The sequence below is a fragment of the Nocardioides kongjuensis genome, from assembly GCF_013409625.1.
Classification (GTDB): domain Bacteria; phylum Actinomycetota; class Actinomycetes; order Propionibacteriales; family Nocardioidaceae; genus Nocardioides; species Nocardioides kongjuensis.
This window is the reverse complement of sequence record NZ_JACCBF010000001.1, coordinates 2819119-2836032: the sequence shown is the minus strand read 5'-3', so window position 1 is coordinate 2836032 and position 16914 is coordinate 2819119. Positions and strand designations below refer to the sequence as shown.

Sequence of the window (16914 nt, the reverse complement as noted above, 5' to 3'; positions counted from 1 at the left end):
GGCTCTTATTAGGTCATGTCCGCCCGGCCGGCGCGCGGGGTCCCGACCGCCGGCCGGACCACAAGATGGTCAACCCAGCAGGGCGACAGTCGGAGGCTGAGGCACGACGATCGGGACCTCTTCACTACTCCACAGGGAGCAGCGAAGACCAGCATCAATGTCGGGGGTGGGTGGGAGAATCCTGTCATGGATCTCGGAACCAGGCCCCGTTCGACAGCCCCGGTGCTGTCACGGTTGAGCGCCGGGATCCAGGTCCGCAACCAGCTCCTCGTCGAGGAATGGGCGGCGATCGTGGAGTGGGCGAGCGACCACATCGTGACCGGGCCCGAGGGTGCGGCGACGATCACCGAGGGCTACCTCGACACCGGTGTCCCGATCGCCGGGGCGGGTGCCCCGCTGGTCAGCGAGTTCGCGTTGATGGAGCTCGTCGCGGTCCTCGGCCGCACCCCTGACGGTGGCAAGGCCTACGTCGGGCGGGTGATCGAGTGCGCGTGGCGATTGCCGAACGTCTACGACGCCGTGGTGGCGGGGCGGTTGGCTCCGTGGCGTGCTGAGCGGATCGCGGACCTCACCCGTGGCCTGTCGGCTGAGGCGGCGGGGTTCGTGGACCGGCAGCTGTGGAACGCCTCCGGCATCGGGTGGGCCCAGCTCGAACGCCTCGTCGCGGAGGCGATGTTGCGGTTCGACCCCGACAATGCCGAGACCGACCGGGCCAAGGCTGCCGACCACCGGCACTTCGACATCGGTGACGTCGACGAGCACGGGCTCGTGCACCTCGACGGGCTGATGGATGCCGCCGACGGGCACGACCTCGACCAAGCCGTCGCACGCAGAGCCGAGGTTCTCGGTCGGCTCGGGGACGACTCGTCACTCGACGTGCGCCGCTCCAAGGCCGCTGCCGAGCTCGCCCGCCAGGACCTGGCCCTGGACCTGTTGGTCCCGGACCCCGCCACCGGGGAGGTCGTCGCGACCGTCCCCGGCCGCAAGGTCGTCCTCAACGTGCACGTCACCGACACCACCCTTGCTGGCCGGAACCCGGTCGGGCGGTGGGAGGAAGGCCGCAGCCCCGTCACCACCGCCCAGATCCGCGAATGGCTGCGTTCGAAGAGCACCACGATCATCGTGCGCCCGGTGATCGACCTCGCCGACCATCTCCCCGTCACGGCCTACGAGATCCCCGACCGCCACAAGACCCGGGTCGCGTTGCGCGACCACACCTGCCGCTTCCCCCACTGCACCCGCCCCGCGACCCGGTGCGACATCGACCATGCAAAGCCTCACGACCGGGGCGGACCGACCTGTCCCTGCAACCTCGTCCCACTCTGCCGACGGCACCACCGCGCCAAGACCCACTCGACCTGGCGGTACGAGTCCCCGATGCCCGGGTCCTACGTGTGGACCAGTCCCAACGGGTTCCGGTTCCGGGTCGACCACCGCGGCACCCACCCCGTGCACGACACCGGCGACCCCAGCCCGCCGGACGAGTAGCGACCCCGCCCCGCACCCCGCAGGACTCCACGTCTGCGGGGACATCGGCCTGTCCTGATCTGGGAGGATGTGCCCATGCGGGGCATCTTCTTCGACGAGGACGACGCGCGGGCAGCTGCGCTGGTGCTGGTCCGTGGCGGCTTCGCGGCCGAGGTCGTCCGCGAGCGCCTCGCCGGCGAGGACGACGACGAGGACCACCCGTGGGCGGTCGTCACCGACGCCCCGGAGATCCAGCTCGAGATGCTGGTGGAGACGTACGACGGCTGGCTGGACCACGACGACGAGGACCCGGGCGCGCCGCCCGAGCCGCCCACCAGGGCGGGGTTCGTGCTGCCGCTCCCGGACGCGCCGAAGCGGATCAAGCGCCCGGAGTAGCCGCTACTTCGCCAGCGTGCAGGCGAACGGCCCGTCCGCCTGCAGCCACGCCTGCGCCATGACCCGCCGGTCGGCGGGGCCGGCCTCGGCCAGCACCGCCCGGTCGTCGGCCTCCACGTCGACGTCGGCGTCGAACCCGGTGATGTCAGCGCGCTCGTCGAGGTACGTGGTGAGTCCCTCGGCGTCCGCCGTCGCCTCCTTCTCGTCCGGGAGCAACCGGACGCCGGAGACCTCGTCGGCGGTGACGAAGAGTGCCATCGCGTCGGGGTGGAGCAGTCCGCCGTACTGCTGGGCGGCCTGCTCGGGGCTCAGCCGACCGGAGCCGCCACAGGCCGGCTCGAGGGTCAGGGCGGCGTACTCCAACCCGTCCTGGTCCTCGGCCTCGTCCACCAGGTCGCCGAAGCTGCCGGCGTCGGCGAGGGAGTCCGTGTCGTCGGTGACGACGTCGAGCAACGCCGGGACGTCGGAACCGGAGACGATCAGCTCCTCGTCGGGGACGAGCGCGAGGGTCAGCAGGGGTGCCGCCGGGTAGCGGCCGCCGATGAGGCCGGTCTCGTCGGCGTCGGCGAGGTCGGCCTCGAACACCGGACGGTCCGCGGACCCGGAGCGCTCGAAGCCGGCGTCCTCGAGGTCGGCGGCCACCGCGTCGAAGTCGAGGTCGTCGGACATCTTCCACACCCGGCCGAGCCCGTCGCCGTTGGCGACGGCCTCCCACTCGACGTCGGAGTCGTCGAAGGCGGCGTCGCCCATGACCGCCGACCAGCGCGACAGCTCGGTGCCGTACGCCGTCTCGGGATCCCCGTCGCCGACCCGCTCGGCGATCGCGGCGCGGTCGACGAAGGTGACGGTGGTGGCGTCCGCGGGCAAGTACTCCAGCGCCTCCTCGAGCCGCGAGCTCCCGTCGAGAAGGGCGCAGCCCGAGAGCGATGCGCCGAGCAGCGCCGTGGACAGAGCAAGGCGCCCGAGGTTCCGCATGGGCCCCATCATTACGCTCGTCCTCATGACCGCAACTGCCGCCCACCGGCTGCTCCTCGTGCACGCCCACCCCGACGACGAGTCGATCGGCCAGGGCGCCACCATGGCGAAGTACGTCGCGGAGGGCCGGGGGGTCACGCTGGTGACCTGCACCGCCGGCGAGATGGGCGAGATCCTGGTGCCCGAGCTCGAGCACCTCGCCGCCGACAAGGAGGACCGCCTCGGCGAGCACCGCCGCGGCGAGCTGGACGCCGCGATGAAGGCGCTCGGGGTCACCGACCACCGCTTCCTCGGCGGCTTCGGCACCTACCGCGACTCCGGCATGAAGTGGCACGAGGACGGCCACGCCGTCGCGGCCGACGACATCCACGCCAACGCCTTCTGGCACGCCGACCTGACCGAGGCCGCCACCCACCTGGTCGCGGTGATCCGCGAGGTGCGGCCCCAGGTGCTGGTCGCCTACGACGAGTTCGGCGGCTACGGCCACCCCGACCACATCCAGGCCCACCGGGTCGCGATGTACGCCGCCCAGCTGGCCGCGGCGCCGTCGTACCGCCGCGACCTGGGGGAGGCCTGGGAGATCGCGAAGATCTACTGGGGCGCCATCTCGGAGAGCCGGATCCGCGAGGGCCTGCGCCGCATCCGCGAGGCCGGGGACACCACGACCTTCGAGGGCATGGACCCCGACGGCGACCTGCCGCCGATGTTCCGCCCCGACGAGGACATCTCCTGCGAGGTCGACGCCAGCGACCACGTCGAGCAGAAGCTCGACGCGCTGCGTGCGCACGCCACCCAGATCACGACAGACGGCCCGTTCTTCGCGCTGTCGAACAACCAGGGGGCGCAGGCGTTCGGGCGTGAGCAGTACCGCCTGGTGAAGGGGGCCGCCGGCCCGCTCGACCCCGAGACCGGTTGGGAGACCGACCTGTTCGCCGGCATCCCCGGCGAGTGAGGGCCCTGGTCGCCCTCGGCTGCCTGGTCCTCGGTGCGGCGGTCGGCCTGGGCTCGGTCGTGCTGCACCGCTACGGCTGGGGGCTGGGGCTCGGCATCGCCGCGACCGTCGCGACGCTGGTCGCCCTGCCCGGCGGCTGGTGGCGGCGCCTGCCGTTCGCCCTCGGCTGGACGGCGATCCTCGGCGTGGCGACGGTCCAGCGGCCCGAGGGCGACTACGTGATCGCCAGCGACGCGTCCGGCTACCTGCTGCTCGCGACCGGTGCGGTGGTCGTCGGGACCGGCTTCGTGGGCCTGGTCGCTCGTCGTACCACCGCCGACGCGCCTGAGGATGCGGAAGGGTGAGCAACCCCTCCTTAGGATGTCGCGGTGACGTTCTGGGAGTCCGAGTCCGCGACGGACGGCAAGACTGAACGACCCGGCGGCAAGGTCGTCGTGGTCGTGGTCGTGCTGCTCCTCCTGCTCGCCGGTGGCGGGTACGCCGCTGCGCACGCCGTCGCGGGCGACAAGGTCCCGACCGGCACCACCATCTCGGGCGTCGAGGTCGGCGGCCTGACCCGGTCCGCGGCGATCGAGAAGCTCGAGAGGACCTTCGGCCCGCGTGCCGACAGCCCGATCACCGTGAGCGTCGGCCACCAGGGCGCGAGCGGCAAGGTCAACGACGCCGACGTCGAGCCCGGCGACATCGGCCTGGCCATCGACTACGCCGCCTCCGTCGACGCCGCCGGCGCCGGGGACTCGTGGAGCCCGGCACGCCAGTGGGACTACTTCACCGGCGGCGGCAAGGTCGACGCCGTCGTCGACGTCGACGAGGAGCTCCTCGACGAGAAGCTGAGCGAGCTCTCCCAGGGCCTCGGCACCCCGCCCAGGGACGGCACGGTCACCTTCTCCGCCGAGGGCGTGCAGACCACGCAGCCGCAGGCCGGCCAGGCCGTCGACCGTGACCAGGCCCGCGCCGCGATCACCGACGCCTTCCTGACCGGTGAGAAGAGCGTCGAGCTCGAGGTGGCGCCGGCCCAGCCCGAGATCGACGCCGCCGACGTCGCCGAGGCGCTCGACTCCTTCGCCAACCCGGCGATGGCGAACGCCGTGACCCTGCAGTTCGGCGAGAACGACGTGAAGCTCACGCCGGCCAAGTTCGCGCCGGTCCTCTCGATGCAGCCCGAGAACGGCGAGCTCGTCCCGCACGTCGACGAGGCCGCCCTGACCGAGCTGGTCAAGGGCGCCACCGCCAACGGCGCCCCGGTGGACGCCACGGTCAAGATCAACAAGTCGGGCAAGCCGAAGGTCGTCCCGGCCAAGCCCGGCGTCACCTTCGACTCCGGCGAGGCGGCCCAGGTCTTCCTCGGCCTGCTGACCGCGCCGGACGGATCGCGCAGCGGCCCGGTGACCGCGCAGGTCACCGATGCCGCCTTCACGACGAAGGACGCCGAGAACCTCAAGATCGTCGACAAGGTCTCGGAGTTCTCGACGTACTACCCCCACGCCGACTACCGCAACATCAACATCGGCCGCGCCGCCGAGCTGATCGACGGCACCCTCCTCAAGCCCGGCGAGGAGTTCTCGCTCAACGGCATCGTCGGCGAGCGCACCGCCGCCAACGGCTTCACCGAGGGCTACATCATCAGCAACGGCATCCTCAAGAAGGACCTCGGCGGCGGCGTCTCCCAGATGGCGACGACCACCTTCAACGCCATGTTCTTCGCGGGCCTCAAGGACATCCAGCACAAGCCGCACTCGTTCTACATCGACCGCTACCCGGTCGGCCGCGAGGCCACCGTCGCCTGGCCGACGGTCGACCTGCGCTTCCAGAACGACACCGAGTACGGCGTCCTCATCCACGCCTGGGTGGTCCCGAGCACCTGGTCGCGCCAGGGCAAGGTCACCGTCCAGATGTGGTCCACCAAGACGTGGGACATCGACTCGAAGACCTCGGCCCGCTACGCCACGGTCCCGCCGAAGGTCCGCACGCTCACCACGCCCGACTGCGAGCCGAACACCGGCTGGTCCGGCTTCCAGGTCGACGTCACCCGGATCTTCCGCAAGCACGGCGACAGCGCCGTCGACCACACCGAGAAGTTCCACACGGTCTACACGCCTGCCGACACCGTGAAGTGCGAGAAGCCGCCGGCCCCGACCCCCGGAGGCACCCCCGACCCGGGGCAGTAGCGACCCAGGTTCCTGCGCAGTTCGGCTCGACCACGCCATCGCCCGGCCGATGGAGTACGGCGGAGGGGTTCCGATGATGCTGCGCGCCGCGTTCGTCCCGCCGCCCGAGGCGGTGGAGCGGTTGCTCGCGCTCGGGGACCGGCTGGCCCGGTTGCCCGGGATCCGGCCGGTGGAGCCGGACCGGGTCGACGTACCGATCGCGGGGCTGGGCAACGTCGTCGACGCCGACGCCCACCGGTTCGCCGGGCTGCTCGCGGAGTGCCTCTCGGACCTCGAGCCGATCGTCGTGCGGCCGGCCGCTCTCGAGGTCCACGGCGAGGACGTGACGGTCCGGCTCGACGGTGACCTGCCAGCGCTCTCGGAGGTCGCCCGCGCGGTGGGGATCGCTGCCCAGGGCATCCGGGTGCTCGTCGACCGGCGCGCCTTCCGGCCCGCGGTCGTGGTCGGCTCGGGGTCGCTCGCGGGGATCGGAGCCGGTGCCGACGTCCTGGGGGAGCTCGCCGGCAGCAGCTGGCTGGTCGAGGACGTGGACCTGGTCCGAACCCGCTGGTCCGGCGGCGTCGCGCGGTCGGAGACGGCGTACCGGATCCGGTTCGGCCTCGACGGTTTCGGTGGCCGGGACTTCCGCACCGGCTGAGCACCGGTTCCCGGTAGAATAGGAACACGTTCTACTTCCAGGGAGCTTCCATGACCGCGACCCCCGTCATCGAGGGCTGGTTCACCACCGGCGACGAGCCCCGGCTCCTCGCCTCCCGCTGCACCACGTGCAGCAACGTCGTGTTCCCGCCGGTGTCCAGCGACGCCGGCGCGGCCGCGTTCTACTGCCGCAACCCCGCCTGCGACGGCACCGAGCGCGACGCCGTCGAGCTCTCGCGGCGCGGCCGCGTGTGGTCCTACACCGACGCGCAGTACCAGCCCCCGGCGCCGTACGTCGCGCCGACCGACCCGTTCCAGCCGTTCGCACTGGCCGCCGTCGAGCTGCCCGAGGGCATCGTCGTGCTCGGCCAGGTGGCCGACGGCTTCGGCGTCGCCGACCTGGTGGTCGGCGCCGAGGTCGACCTGGTCGTCGAGACGCTCAACGTCGACGAGACCGGTGAGCGCACCATCTACCGCTGGAGGCCGGTCGCATGAGCGTCGTCATCGCGGGTGCGGGCATGCACCCCTGGGGCAAGTGGGGCCGCAACTTCACGGAGTACGGCGTGCGCGCCGCTCGCGAGGCCCTCCAGGACTCCGGCATCGCCTGGGCCGACGTCGACCTCGTCGTCGGCGGCGAGACCGTCCGCAACGGCTACGCCGGCTACGTGGCCGGCTCCACCTTCGCCCAGGCGCTGGGCTGGAACGGTGCGCGGATCGCGACGTCGTACGCCGCCTGCGCGACCGGCGCCCAGGCCATCGACACCGCCCGGGCCCGGATCCTGGCCGGCATGAGCGAGGTCGCCCTGGTCGTCGGCGCCGACACCACGCCGAAGGGCTTCCTGGCCCCCAACGCCGGCGAGCGCTGGAACGACCCCGACTGGCTGCGCTTCCGGCTGCTCGGCATGACCAACCCGGCGTACTTCGCCCTCTACGCCCGCCGGCGGATGGACCTCTACGGCGCCACGGCGGAGGACTTCGCCCAGGTCAAGGTCAAGAACGCCAAGCACGGCCTCACGAACCCCAACGCCCGCTTCCGCAAGGAGTCGTCGGTCGAGGAGGTCCTCGCCTCGCCGATGGTCTCCGACCCGCTGCACCTGCTCGACATCTGCGCCACCTCCGACGGCGCCGCCGCGGTCGTGCTGACCAGCGCGGACTACGCCAGGAAGCACGGCATCGCCTCCCCGGTCACGGTCGCCGCCGTCTCCACGGTCACCCCGACCTTCCCGAACACGGTCATCGACATGCCGCTGCTCGCGACCGACTCCTCGGCCCTCACCGGTGTGCCGGAGCGCACGTTCAAGGAGTCGATCGGCCAGGCGGCGTACGAGGAGGCCGGCATCGACCCCTCCGACGTCGACGTCGCCGAGGTCTACGACCTCTCGACCGCGCTCGAGCTGGACTGGATCGAGGACCTGCAGCTGTGCAAGCGCGGCGAGGCCGAGGCGCTGCTCCGCGCCGGGGACACCACCCTCGGTGGCCGCATCCCGGTCAACCCCTCCGGTGGTCTCGCGTGCTTCGGCGAGGCCGTGCCCGCCCAGGCGATCGCGCAGGTCTGCGAGCTGACCTGGCAGCTCCAGGGCCGTGCCGAGGGCCGTCAGGTCGAGGGCGCCAGGGTCGGCATCACCGCCAACCAGGGCCTGTTCGGCCACGGCTCGTCGGTGATCCTCTCCGTGTGAGGCTCAGCTCGCCGGCGGGAGGATCTCCCAGACCACGTGCTCGCCGGCGAGCCCCTTGAGCTCCACCGCGTCGCGCTCCACCAGCGTGAGCGCCGCGTCCTCGTCGAGCGCCTCGCGGACCGCGTCGCTGGCGAGGACCTCGCCGCCGTGGGCGAGGCTGGCGACCCGGGCCGCCATGGCCACGTTGCGGCCGAAGTAGTCGCCGTCGCGGGCGACCACCTGGCCGGTGTGGATGCCGATCCGGACCAGGATCGGGCCGTGGCGGCGCAGGGTGACGTCGCGCGGCAGGTCGCGCTGGATGCCGAGTGCCGCTCGGCAGGCGGCCTCGCTGTCGCGGAAGGCGACCATGAAGCCGTCGCCGGCGGTCTTCACCACCTGGCCGCGGTACTTCTCGATCTGCGCGCGCAGCACCCGGTCGTGGGCGGCCAGCACCTTGACCCACGTCGCGTCGCCGAGCCGGTCGTTGAGCGGCGTCGACTCCTCGATGTCGGAGAAGAACAGGGTGACCGTGCCGTCCGAGGCGGCCATGTTGAGGATGTCGGCCCGCTCGTCGTCGCTGGCCCAGGTCTGCAGGTCCTCGACCGTGCTCTGGATCAGCCCGGTGATGCCGTGGGACCGGACCTTCGAGGCGGTCCGGATCACCCGTCGTACGGCGCGCTCGGCGGAGTTCGTCGGCGGCGGCGGGCGCAGCGCCGCGTCCAGGTCCGACTCGAGCTGGGCGACGTGCGCCCGGGTGTCGGCGAGCTGGCGCTGCAGCTGCCCGCGGTCCCGGGCGAACGCGAGGACCAGGCCGAGCAGGCCGACCACCAGGACGCACAGGACCCCGACGACGATCGCCACGTTCGAAGACTAGGGCCAGGAAACCTCTTGCGGGCCGCAGTAGCGTGAGACGGTGACCACTACGGCTCCGACGATCTCCACCCTCGGCGAGCTGCGCGCCTCCGGCCACCAGCACAAGCACCTGCGAGCCGAGCTCCGCGACAACCTGCTGGACCGGCTGGCAGCGGGGGAGGACCCCTGGCCCGGCCTGCACGGCTTCGAGGACACGGTCATCCCGCAGCTCGAGCGGGCGATCATCGCCGGCCACGACGTCGTCCTGCTCGGCGAGCGCGGCCAGGGCAAGACCCGGCTGCTGCGCACCCTGGTCGGCCTGCTCGACGAGTGGACCCCCGTGATCTCCGGCTCCGAGCTCGGCGAGCACCCCTACGACCCGGTCACCGTGACGTCGAAGGCCGCCGTGGCGACCTACGGCGACGACCTGCGGATCTCCTGGCGCCACCGCGAGGAGCGGTACGCCGAGAAGCTCGCCACCCCCGACACCAGCGTCGCCGACCTGATCGGCGACGTCGACCCGATGAAGGTCGCCGAGGGCCGCTCGCTCGGCGACCCGGAGACCATCCACTTCGGCCTGATTCCCCGCTCCCACCGGGGCATCGTCGCCATCAACGAGCTGCCCGACCTCGCCGAGCGGATCCAGGTGGCAATGCTCAACGTGATGGAGGAGCGTGACATCCAGATCCGCGGCTACGTCCTGCGGCTGCCGCTCGACGTGTTCGTCGTCGCCTCCGCGAACCCCGAGGACTACACCAACCGCGGCCGGATCATCACGCCGCTCAAGGACCGCTTCGGCGCCGAGATCCGCACCCACTACCCGAAGGCGCTCGCCGCCGAGATCGCCGTCATCCGGCAGGAGGCGGACCTGCTGCCCGACCGGGTCGACGTCCCCGACTTCCTGGTCGAGATCCTCGCCCGGTTCACCCGCAACCTGCGCGACTCCAGCGCTGTCGACCAGCGCTCGGGCGTCTCCGCCCGGTTCGCGATCGCCGGCGCCGAGACCATCGCCGCCGCAGCCCTGCGCCGCGCCACCATCCAGGGCGAGGACCGGGCCGTGGCGCGGGTCGTCGACCTCGAGACCGCCGTCGACGTGCTCGGCGGCAAGATCGAGTTCGAGTCCGGCGAGGAGGGCCGCGAGGCCGAGATCCTCACCCACCTGCTGCGGACGGCGACCGCCGAGACCGTCCGCGAGAAGTTCCGCGGCCTCGACTTCGCCCTGCTCGTCGACGCGATCGAGGACGGCGCCACCGTCGTGACCGGCGGCCAGGTCACCGCCCGCGACGTGCTCGCCGGGCTGCCGGTGCTCGGCGAGTCGGAGCTCTATGACCAGGTCTGCGATCGCATCTATCACTCAGGGGGCGCCGGCGGCGGCCGCACCGACGGGGAGCGGGCGGCCGCGATCGAGCTCGCCCTCGAGGGGCTGTTCCTCGCCCGCAAGATCGGCAAGGACGTGCAGTTCGGCGAGGCCGGCGTGGAGACGATCTATGGCTGATCCCTCCCCGTTCGGCGTGCGGGTCTCCTCCGGCACCCTCCGTGAGGGGGAGGGGGTCGTGCTCCCGCACGCCTGGACCGAGGAGGGCGTCCTCGCGGGGCCTGCGACCAACGGCGCCCAGCTGCTCCACCTCGCGGTGGCCCTGTGCGTGCTCAACGACACCTACCGCGAGGCCCGGCGGCTCGACGTGCCCGTCCACGGGGTCGCGGTGAGCGCCGACGGCGGCTTCGACGACGTGTGGAACTCGACCGGTATCACCTACGACATCGCCCTCGACACCACCGCTGCCTCCGAGACGGTGCAGCTGCTGCTCGAGGTGGTCGACGAGGTGGCCGAGATCCCGCGCGCGCTGCGAGCCGGCGCCGACGTACGAAGGAGCGAGCAGTGAGCCGCTACCGCAGGTACGACGGCGGCGACCCCCTCGCCCCGCCGGTCGACATCGCCGAGGCGCTCGACGCCATCGGCCAGGACGTGATGGCCGGCTACAGCCCCGAGCGCGCGATGCGGGAGTTCCTGCGCCGCGGCGGCCAGGACCGGGCCGGCCTCGACGACCTCGCCCGCCGGGTGGCCGAGCGCCGCCGCGACCTGCTGCAGCGGCACAACCTCGACGGGACGTTGAACGAGGTGCGCGAGCTTCTCGAGAAGGCGGTCCTCGAGGAGCGCAAGCAGCTGGCCCGCGACGCGATGATGGACGACGGCGACCGCGCCTTCCGCGAGATGCGGCTGCAGAGCCTGCCCGACTCGCCCGCCGCCGCCGTCACCGAGCTCGGCGACTACGACTGGCAGTCCCGCGAGGCGCGCGAGGCCTTCGAGCAGATCAAGGACCTGCTCGGCCGCGAGCTCCTCGACCAGCGCTTCGCCGGCATGAAGCAGGCCCTCGAGAACGCCACCGACGAGGACCGGCAGGCGATCAGCGAGATGCTGGGCGACCTCAACGAGCTGCTCGAGAAGCACGCGCGTGGTGAGGACACCCCCGAGGACTTCCAGGAGTTCATGGCCAAGCACGGCCAGCACTTCCCCGAGAACCCGCAGGACATCGACGAGCTCCTCGACGCGCTCGCCCAGCGCTCCGCCGCGGCCCAGCGGATGCTCAACTCGATGAGCGCCGAGCAGCGGGCCGAGCTGATGCAGCTCTCCGCCCAGGCATTCGGCTCGCCCGCGCTGATGGAGCAGCTCGACCGGCTCGATGCGAACCTCATGTCGCTGCGCCCCGGTGAGGACTGGGGCGGCTCCGAGCAGTTCGGCGACGGCGACCCCTCGACCACCGGCCTCGGCCTCGGCGACGGCACCGGCGTGCTGCAGGACCTCGCCGACCTCGACGCCCTGGCCGACCAGCTGTCCCAGGGGTACGGCGGCGCCCGCCTCGACGATGTCGACCTCGACAAGCTGGCCCGCCAGCTCGGCACCGAGGCCGCCGTCGACGCCCGCAGGCTCCAGGAGCTGGAGAAGGCACTGCGCGAGTCGGGCGCGATGGAGCGCGGCTTCGACGGCGAGCTGCGGCTCACGCCCAAGGCCATGCGCCAGCTCGGCAAGGCACTGCTGCGCGACGTGGCCCAGAGGATGTCCGGCCGGCAGGGCCAGCGCGACGTGCGCCAGGCCGGCGCCGCCGGCGACCTGTCCGGCGCGACCCGCGCCTGGGAGTTCGGCGACACCGAGCCGTGGGACCTGCCCCGCACCATGCTGAACGGCGTGCTGCGCCGCGCCGCGGACCCGGACGGACGACTGCTCGCGATCGACGACGTCGAGGTCGCCGAGACCGAGGCCCGCACCCAGGCCGCGGTCGCGCTGTGCGTCGACACGTCGTTCTCGATGGCGATGGACGGTCGCTGGGTGCCGATGAAGCAGACCGCGCTCGCGCTGCACACCCTGATCGGATCGCGCTTCCGCGGCGACAGCCTGGAGCTGATCGGCTTCGGCCGGCACGCCCAGACCATGCGGATCGAGGAGCTCACCGCCCTCGACGCGCGCTGGGCGAAGGGCACCAACCTCCACCACGCGCTGCTGCTGGCCAACCGGCACTTCCGCAAGCACCCCAACGCCCAGCCCGTGCTGCTCATCGTCACCGACGGCGAGCCGACCTCCCACCTGGAGTCGAGCGGCGACGTCTTCTTCTCCTACCCGCCGCACCCGATGACCATCGCGCTCGCCGTGCGCGAGCTCGACAACGCACGCCGGCTGGGGGCGCAGACGACCTTCTTCCGGCTCGGCGATGACCCTGGCCTGGCCCGCTTCATCGAGTCGATGGCCCGCCGTGTCGAGGGCTCGGTGATCGCGCCGGAGTCCGACGACCTGGGCGCCGCGGTCGTCGGCTCCTACCTCGGATCGCGACGCGGCGGCGCGGGCGGACGCGGCTCCGGGCCGGGGACCTACGGCGACTGGTTCGGTTCGCGCGGGTTCTGGGTCGGCTGATTCCCTCGTCCTGAGCGGGGATTCCGGCGGTCCTGTGGACAACCGGAACCCGTCGTTTCCCGGCCGGGCACGTCGGGCAGCCGGACGTGCATGACGATCACCCTCGATGTCCCGTACGCCGTCCTCACGGCCACCCGCGACCGCTGGGACGAGGCCGCCGACGAGCTCGACGGCGCCTGGCGCCGCCTCGCCAAGGTCTCGACCTCCGACCTCTCCGACGCCGTCACGGCCGCCGTCACGGCCTTCGCCGACCCCTGGGTCGACGAGGTCAAGGCCGTCGCCCGACGGGCGCAGGGGTACGCCGAGGAGTTCGTCTTCTTCCGACGGCTCCTCGTCCTCGTCGACCAGTCCCAGGCCGAGCGGCTGCGCGCGCTGCTCCCGTGGGCCGAGCGCGACGCCGCCGTGGGGGAGGTGAGCTGGCCGTGACCCTCGTCCACGTCCCCGCCCAGGTGCCGCCCTGCCCCGACCTGACCTCGACGCCCACCGGCGCCCAGGACCTCGCCACCGACCTGCGCGCGGCTGCCATCGCCGTCAAGAACGTGCAGGGCTGGGCCGCCTCGATCGCCGCGCCGGCGTGGCAGGGCGACACCGCGCAGGCGCACGACCACGCCGCCACCCAGGTGGCCGTCCGCCTCGACGCCGCGGAGGCCGCGCTCGACAGGGCGGTCACCGCGACCGACCGGTTCGCTGCCCGGCTGAGCCGGCTGTTCGTCCGACGTACCCGGATCAACGCCGACCGTGCCGAGGTCAACGAACGGATCGCCGAGCTCGTCGCCGAGGTGGCTGCCGCGACCGACGACAGCCGGCTCGTCGAGCTCCGGGAACGGGCCGACGTCCTCCACCGCCGGGCGAGTGCCCTGCGGGAGCGGATCGACGCGTGGAAGGCCGCGCGGGCCCGGGTGGAGGCCGACGTCGTCGCCGCCCTCCAGGGCGTCGACAGCGTCAGCGAGGGCCAGTCGGCGGCCGCCGATCCCGGCCGGCCACGCACCGGCGAGCTCACCCGGCAGCTGCGCCGGCTCCGTGGTGACCCGGTCGCGCTGGCCGCTTGGTGGCGCGGGCTGCGCCGCGCCGAGCAGGAGGCGCTCACCACCGAGCACCCCGGCCTGGTCGGCAACACCGGCGGGGTGCCGATGGCCGACCGCGACGAGGCCAACCGGGGCGAGCTCGCCCGCGACCTCGACCTCTACCGGCAGCGGGACCAGGACGGGCAGCTCACCGGGAAGGAGGAACGGGTGCTCGACAACGCGCGGTCCGTGGACGAGGCCCTCGACGAGCACGCCGGACTGACCGACGACGCCGGCGCCCACCTCACGAAGCTGCTCGCCTTCACCCCGGGCCTGCACTCGGGTGACGGCGGCGTGGCGGTCGGCTTCGGTGACCCGGACACCGCCGACCACGTCTCGGTCAACGTGCCCGGCCTGACGACCGACACCTCCAGCATCGGGGGCAACCTCGACAAGACCCTCGTCCTGCACGAGGCGGCGGTCAACGAGGGGAGGGGCAGCGTTGCGTCCGTCTACTGGGCCGACTACGACGCCCCGAGCGGCAACCCGCTCAACCCGCTCGACCCGCGCGGTCAGGCGGACTTCGACGGCGTTGCCCTCACGGGCAAGGCCGAGGCGGGCGGGGAGCGGCTCGGCGACTTCGTCGACGGAGTCCGCGGATCCGATCAGGGGCCGCCGGCCCACCTCACCGTGATCGGTCACAGCTACGGCTCCACGACGCTGGGGCACGCCCTGGCCGACGGTCTCCCGGTCGACGACGCCGTGCTGCTCGGGAGCCCCGGCGTCCCGGCCGAGACCGCCGGTGCGCTGACCGACGCCGACGTATGGGTCGGCAGCAAGGACCACGACCCGGTGTCCCTGCTCGGCAGCGGCGACCGCGGCGGCCTCGGCGCACTCGGCCACGACCCGGCCGACACCGCCTTCGGTGGCACCCGGTTCGAGACCGGCGACGGCGACCTGCGGGCCGAGGAGCTGCTGCACAACCACACCTCGTACTTCACCGGCACCTCGCTCGCCAACCTCGCCCACGTCGTCGCCGCCGCCGACGACGAGGTCACCGGGCAACCGCCACGCGGCGCCCCCGGCGGCGGCCACCTCACGCTGCCCGAGCTCCTGGTCGCCGCCGGCAGCGCGACCGCGGCGGAGGGACTCGCCGACGCCGCCACGTGGACCTGGGAGCACGCGAAGCTCGGTGGGAGGCTGTGAGCATGCGCCTTCTCGGGAACGCAGTGGCACTGCCCGTTGCCCTCCTGCTCGCCGCCGGCCTGACCGGCTGCGACGACGAGGCGGACCGCACGGCTGTCGACGACGTCATCGCGGCAGCGGACGATGCCCGAGCCGGTGTCCTCCACGAGATCGCGGACGCGCTCGTGCTGAGCGGCGCCGAGGGCAGCCGGTCCTTCACCGTCTGCGGCGACGACCTCGCGCCCGGTGGGGTGGTGCTCAACGACCTCGTGCGCTTCGGGTCCTCTGGCGAGCTGACCCAGGAGAAGGCGACGGCCACCGCCGCCGGCCTGCTCGAGGCCGACGGCTGGACGGTCGAGGACCCGGCCGGCCAGACGGCGCTCAGCGCCACCAAGGGCGACTTGTCGTTGAACCTCCGGATCGCGCCCGCCCAGGTCCAGGTCCACCTCCGGGCCGCGTGCATCCGGACGTCGCGGAAGGTCGCCGAGGACTACGACGACCGTCCCGAGATCGGCCTCGCCTGGTCCTCGTAGAGTCGCGGCCGTGGGGGACCTCAGCCTGACCGTCATCGCGCTGCTCGCGCTGGCTGCCCTCACGGCCGGATTCGTCGACGCCGTCGTCGGCGGCGGGGGACTGGTCCAGCTCCCGGCGATCCTGCTCGGGCTGCCGGGCGCGAGCCCGGTCCAGGTGCTCGCCACCAACAAGATCGCCTCGGTGTGCGGTACTGCGGTCAGCTCGCTCACCTACTACCGCCGGATCGGCCCGGACCTGCGCACCGCGCTCCCGCTGATGGCGCTCGCGCTGACCGGCGCCTTCTCCGGCGCGCTCCTGGCCTCGCACATCCCTCGCGACGCGTTCGAGCCGATCGTGCTGGTGGCGCTGGTCGTGGTCGGCGGCTACGTCCTGCTCCGTCCCCAGCTCGGAGAGCAGACCGCGCTCCGGTTCGCCGGGCACCGCCACCTCGTCGCAGCGATGGGCGTCGGGTTCGTGATCGGCTCCTACGACGGGATCCTCGGTCCGGGAACGGGCAGCTTCTTCGTGTTCGCGCTCGTCGGACTGCTCGGCTACGACTTCCTCCAGGCCTCGGCCAAGGCCAAGCTCGCGAACTTCGCGACCAACCTCGGCGCGCTGCTGCTCTTCGTGCCGCAGGGTGCGGTGCTGTGGGACGTCGGCTTGATGATGGGCGCCTGCAACCTGGTCGGCGGCTACCTCGGGGCGCGCACCGCGGTGGCCCGCGGCTCCGGGTTCGTGCGGTTGTTCTTCATCGCCGTGGTGAGTGCGTTCGTCGTGCGCATCGGCGGCGGTGTGCTGGGTCTGTGGTGAGCCGTAACCTGACGACATGAGCATCCCGGTGGACCCCGCGGACCTGCGCCAGGCCCTGGCCGACTTCGACAGCGGCTACCTGCTGACCACGTCCTCACCGCAGGTCAAGGTCGTGACCGTCGACCCGGTCGCCGGCGACGACGGCACGCTGCGGATCGCGGGTCCGGGCAGGGGCACACTGCGCAACCTGGCCGAGAACCCCACGGTGACGGTGGTGTTCCCGCCGCGGGAGCGCCACGGCTACACCCTGCTCGTCGACGGCACCGCCACGACCGACGGCGAGGACGTCCTCGTCACCGCCACGGCCGCCGTGCTGCACCGCCCCGCTGCCCACGCCGACGGCCCGCTCCCGCCCGAGGGCTGCGGTCACGACTGCGCCCCGATCGGCGGCTGACCA

Annotated in this window: 18 protein-coding genes; 16 read left to right on the top strand and 2 right to left on the bottom strand. The window is 72.6% G+C overall.

All coding sequences use genetic code 11. The features are described 5' to 3' along the window. Positions 1–186: 186 nt before the first annotated feature. Complete coding sequence (locus tag BJ958_RS13585) at positions 187–1488, top strand: HNH endonuclease signature motif containing protein (protein WP_179727317.1); 1302 nt, start codon at positions 187–189, stop codon at positions 1486–1488. Positions 1489–1563: 75 nt separating this feature from the next. Next, positions 1564–1863 (top strand): hypothetical protein, encoded by a 300-nt coding sequence (locus BJ958_RS13580; RefSeq protein ID WP_179727316.1) that lies wholly within the window; start codon positions 1564–1566, stop codon positions 1861–1863. Between the two features lie 3 nt (positions 1864–1866). Here BJ958_RS13580 and BJ958_RS13575 read toward each other — a convergent pair whose 3' ends face one another. After that, positions 1867–2838: a hypothetical protein gene (locus tag BJ958_RS13575; protein ID WP_179727315.1), complete on the bottom strand. Its 972-nt coding sequence runs from the start codon at positions 2836–2838 to the stop codon at positions 1867–1869. Positions 2839–2863: 25 nt separating this feature from the next. Here BJ958_RS13575 and mshB point away from each other — a divergent pair, with 25 nt between their 5' ends. The 6 genes from mshB (at position 2864) to BJ958_RS13545 (ending at position 8270) form a co-directional block, all read left to right on the top strand. Continuing rightward, positions 2864–3790, top strand: coding sequence for an N-acetyl-1-D-myo-inositol-2-amino-2-deoxy-alpha-D-glucopyranoside deacetylase (gene mshB, locus BJ958_RS13570; RefSeq protein ID WP_179727314.1), 927 nt, complete (start codon positions 2864–2866; stop codon positions 3788–3790). Next, on the top strand, positions 3787–4134 hold the full coding sequence (locus tag BJ958_RS13565) for a hypothetical protein (RefSeq protein WP_179727313.1): 348 nt from the start codon (positions 3787–3789) through the stop codon (positions 4132–4134). The genes mshB and BJ958_RS13565 overlap by 4 nt, the downstream gene beginning before the upstream one ends. Positions 4135–4158: 24 nt before the next feature. Further along, on the top strand, positions 4159–5958 hold the full coding sequence (locus tag BJ958_RS13560; RefSeq protein ID WP_179727312.1) for a VanW family protein: 1800 nt from the start codon (positions 4159–4161) through the stop codon (positions 5956–5958). Between the two features lie 73 nt (positions 5959–6031). Continuing rightward, the gene (locus BJ958_RS13555) at positions 6032–6595 is read left to right on the top strand and encodes a 2'-5' RNA ligase family protein (protein ID WP_179727311.1); all 564 of its coding nucleotides are present in this window, start codon (positions 6032–6034) and stop codon (positions 6593–6595) included. Positions 6596–6645: 50 nt separating this feature from the next. Continuing rightward, positions 6646–7089 (top strand): Zn-ribbon domain-containing OB-fold protein, encoded by a 444-nt coding sequence (locus BJ958_RS13550; RefSeq protein ID WP_179727310.1) that lies wholly within the window; start codon positions 6646–6648, stop codon positions 7087–7089. Further along, entirely contained in the window at positions 7086–8270 is a 1185-nt protein-coding gene (locus BJ958_RS13545; protein ID WP_179727309.1) for a lipid-transfer protein, read from the top strand. Before BJ958_RS13550 ends, BJ958_RS13545 begins: the two co-directional genes overlap by 4 nt. 3 nt (positions 8271–8273) lie before the next feature. Here the strand turns inward: BJ958_RS13545 and BJ958_RS29055 are convergent, their stop codons facing one another. After that, positions 8274–9110 (bottom strand): adenylate/guanylate cyclase domain-containing protein, encoded by an 837-nt coding sequence (locus tag BJ958_RS29055; protein WP_179727308.1) that lies wholly within the window; start codon positions 9108–9110, stop codon positions 8274–8276. 52 nt (positions 9111–9162) lie between these two features. On the opposite strand from BJ958_RS29055, the gene BJ958_RS13535 reads away from it, so the two are divergent. From BJ958_RS13535 to BJ958_RS13500, 8 genes are all read left to right on the top strand, one after another. Then, positions 9163–10596 carry a P-loop NTPase family protein gene (locus BJ958_RS13535; RefSeq protein ID WP_179727307.1) on the top strand — a complete coding sequence of 478 codons (1434 nt, stop codon included), beginning with the start codon at positions 9163–9165 and terminating at the stop codon, positions 10594–10596. After that, positions 10589–10984: an OsmC family protein gene (locus BJ958_RS13530; RefSeq protein WP_179727306.1), complete on the top strand. Its 396-nt coding sequence runs from the start codon at positions 10589–10591 to the stop codon at positions 10982–10984. The genes BJ958_RS13535 and BJ958_RS13530 overlap by 8 nt, the downstream gene beginning before the upstream one ends. Beyond that, on the top strand, positions 10981–13005 hold the full coding sequence (locus BJ958_RS13525; RefSeq protein ID WP_179727305.1) for a VWA domain-containing protein: 2025 nt from the start codon (positions 10981–10983) through the stop codon (positions 13003–13005). The genes BJ958_RS13530 and BJ958_RS13525 overlap by 4 nt, the downstream gene beginning before the upstream one ends. A 90-nt stretch (positions 13006–13095) precedes the next feature. Continuing rightward, the gene (locus BJ958_RS13520) at positions 13096–13431 is read left to right on the top strand and encodes a hypothetical protein (protein WP_179727304.1); all 336 of its coding nucleotides are present in this window, start codon (positions 13096–13098) and stop codon (positions 13429–13431) included. Further along, on the top strand, positions 13428–15215 hold the full coding sequence (locus BJ958_RS29050) for an alpha/beta hydrolase (RefSeq protein WP_179727303.1): 1788 nt from the start codon (positions 13428–13430) through the stop codon (positions 15213–15215). Before BJ958_RS13520 ends, BJ958_RS29050 begins: the two co-directional genes overlap by 4 nt. A 2-nt stretch (positions 15216–15217) precedes the next feature. Next, positions 15218–15727, top strand: coding sequence for a hypothetical protein (locus BJ958_RS13510; protein ID WP_179727302.1), 510 nt, complete (start codon positions 15218–15220; stop codon positions 15725–15727). A gap of 10 nt (positions 15728–15737) precedes the next feature. Continuing rightward, positions 15738–16517 (top strand): TSUP family transporter, encoded by a 780-nt coding sequence (locus BJ958_RS13505; protein ID WP_179727301.1) that lies wholly within the window; start codon positions 15738–15740, stop codon positions 16515–16517. Between the two features lie 16 nt (positions 16518–16533). Beyond that, positions 16534–16911: a pyridoxamine 5'-phosphate oxidase family protein gene (locus BJ958_RS13500; protein WP_179727300.1), complete on the top strand. Its 378-nt coding sequence runs from the start codon at positions 16534–16536 to the stop codon at positions 16909–16911. The last annotated feature ends 3 nt before the right edge of the window (positions 16912–16914 follow it).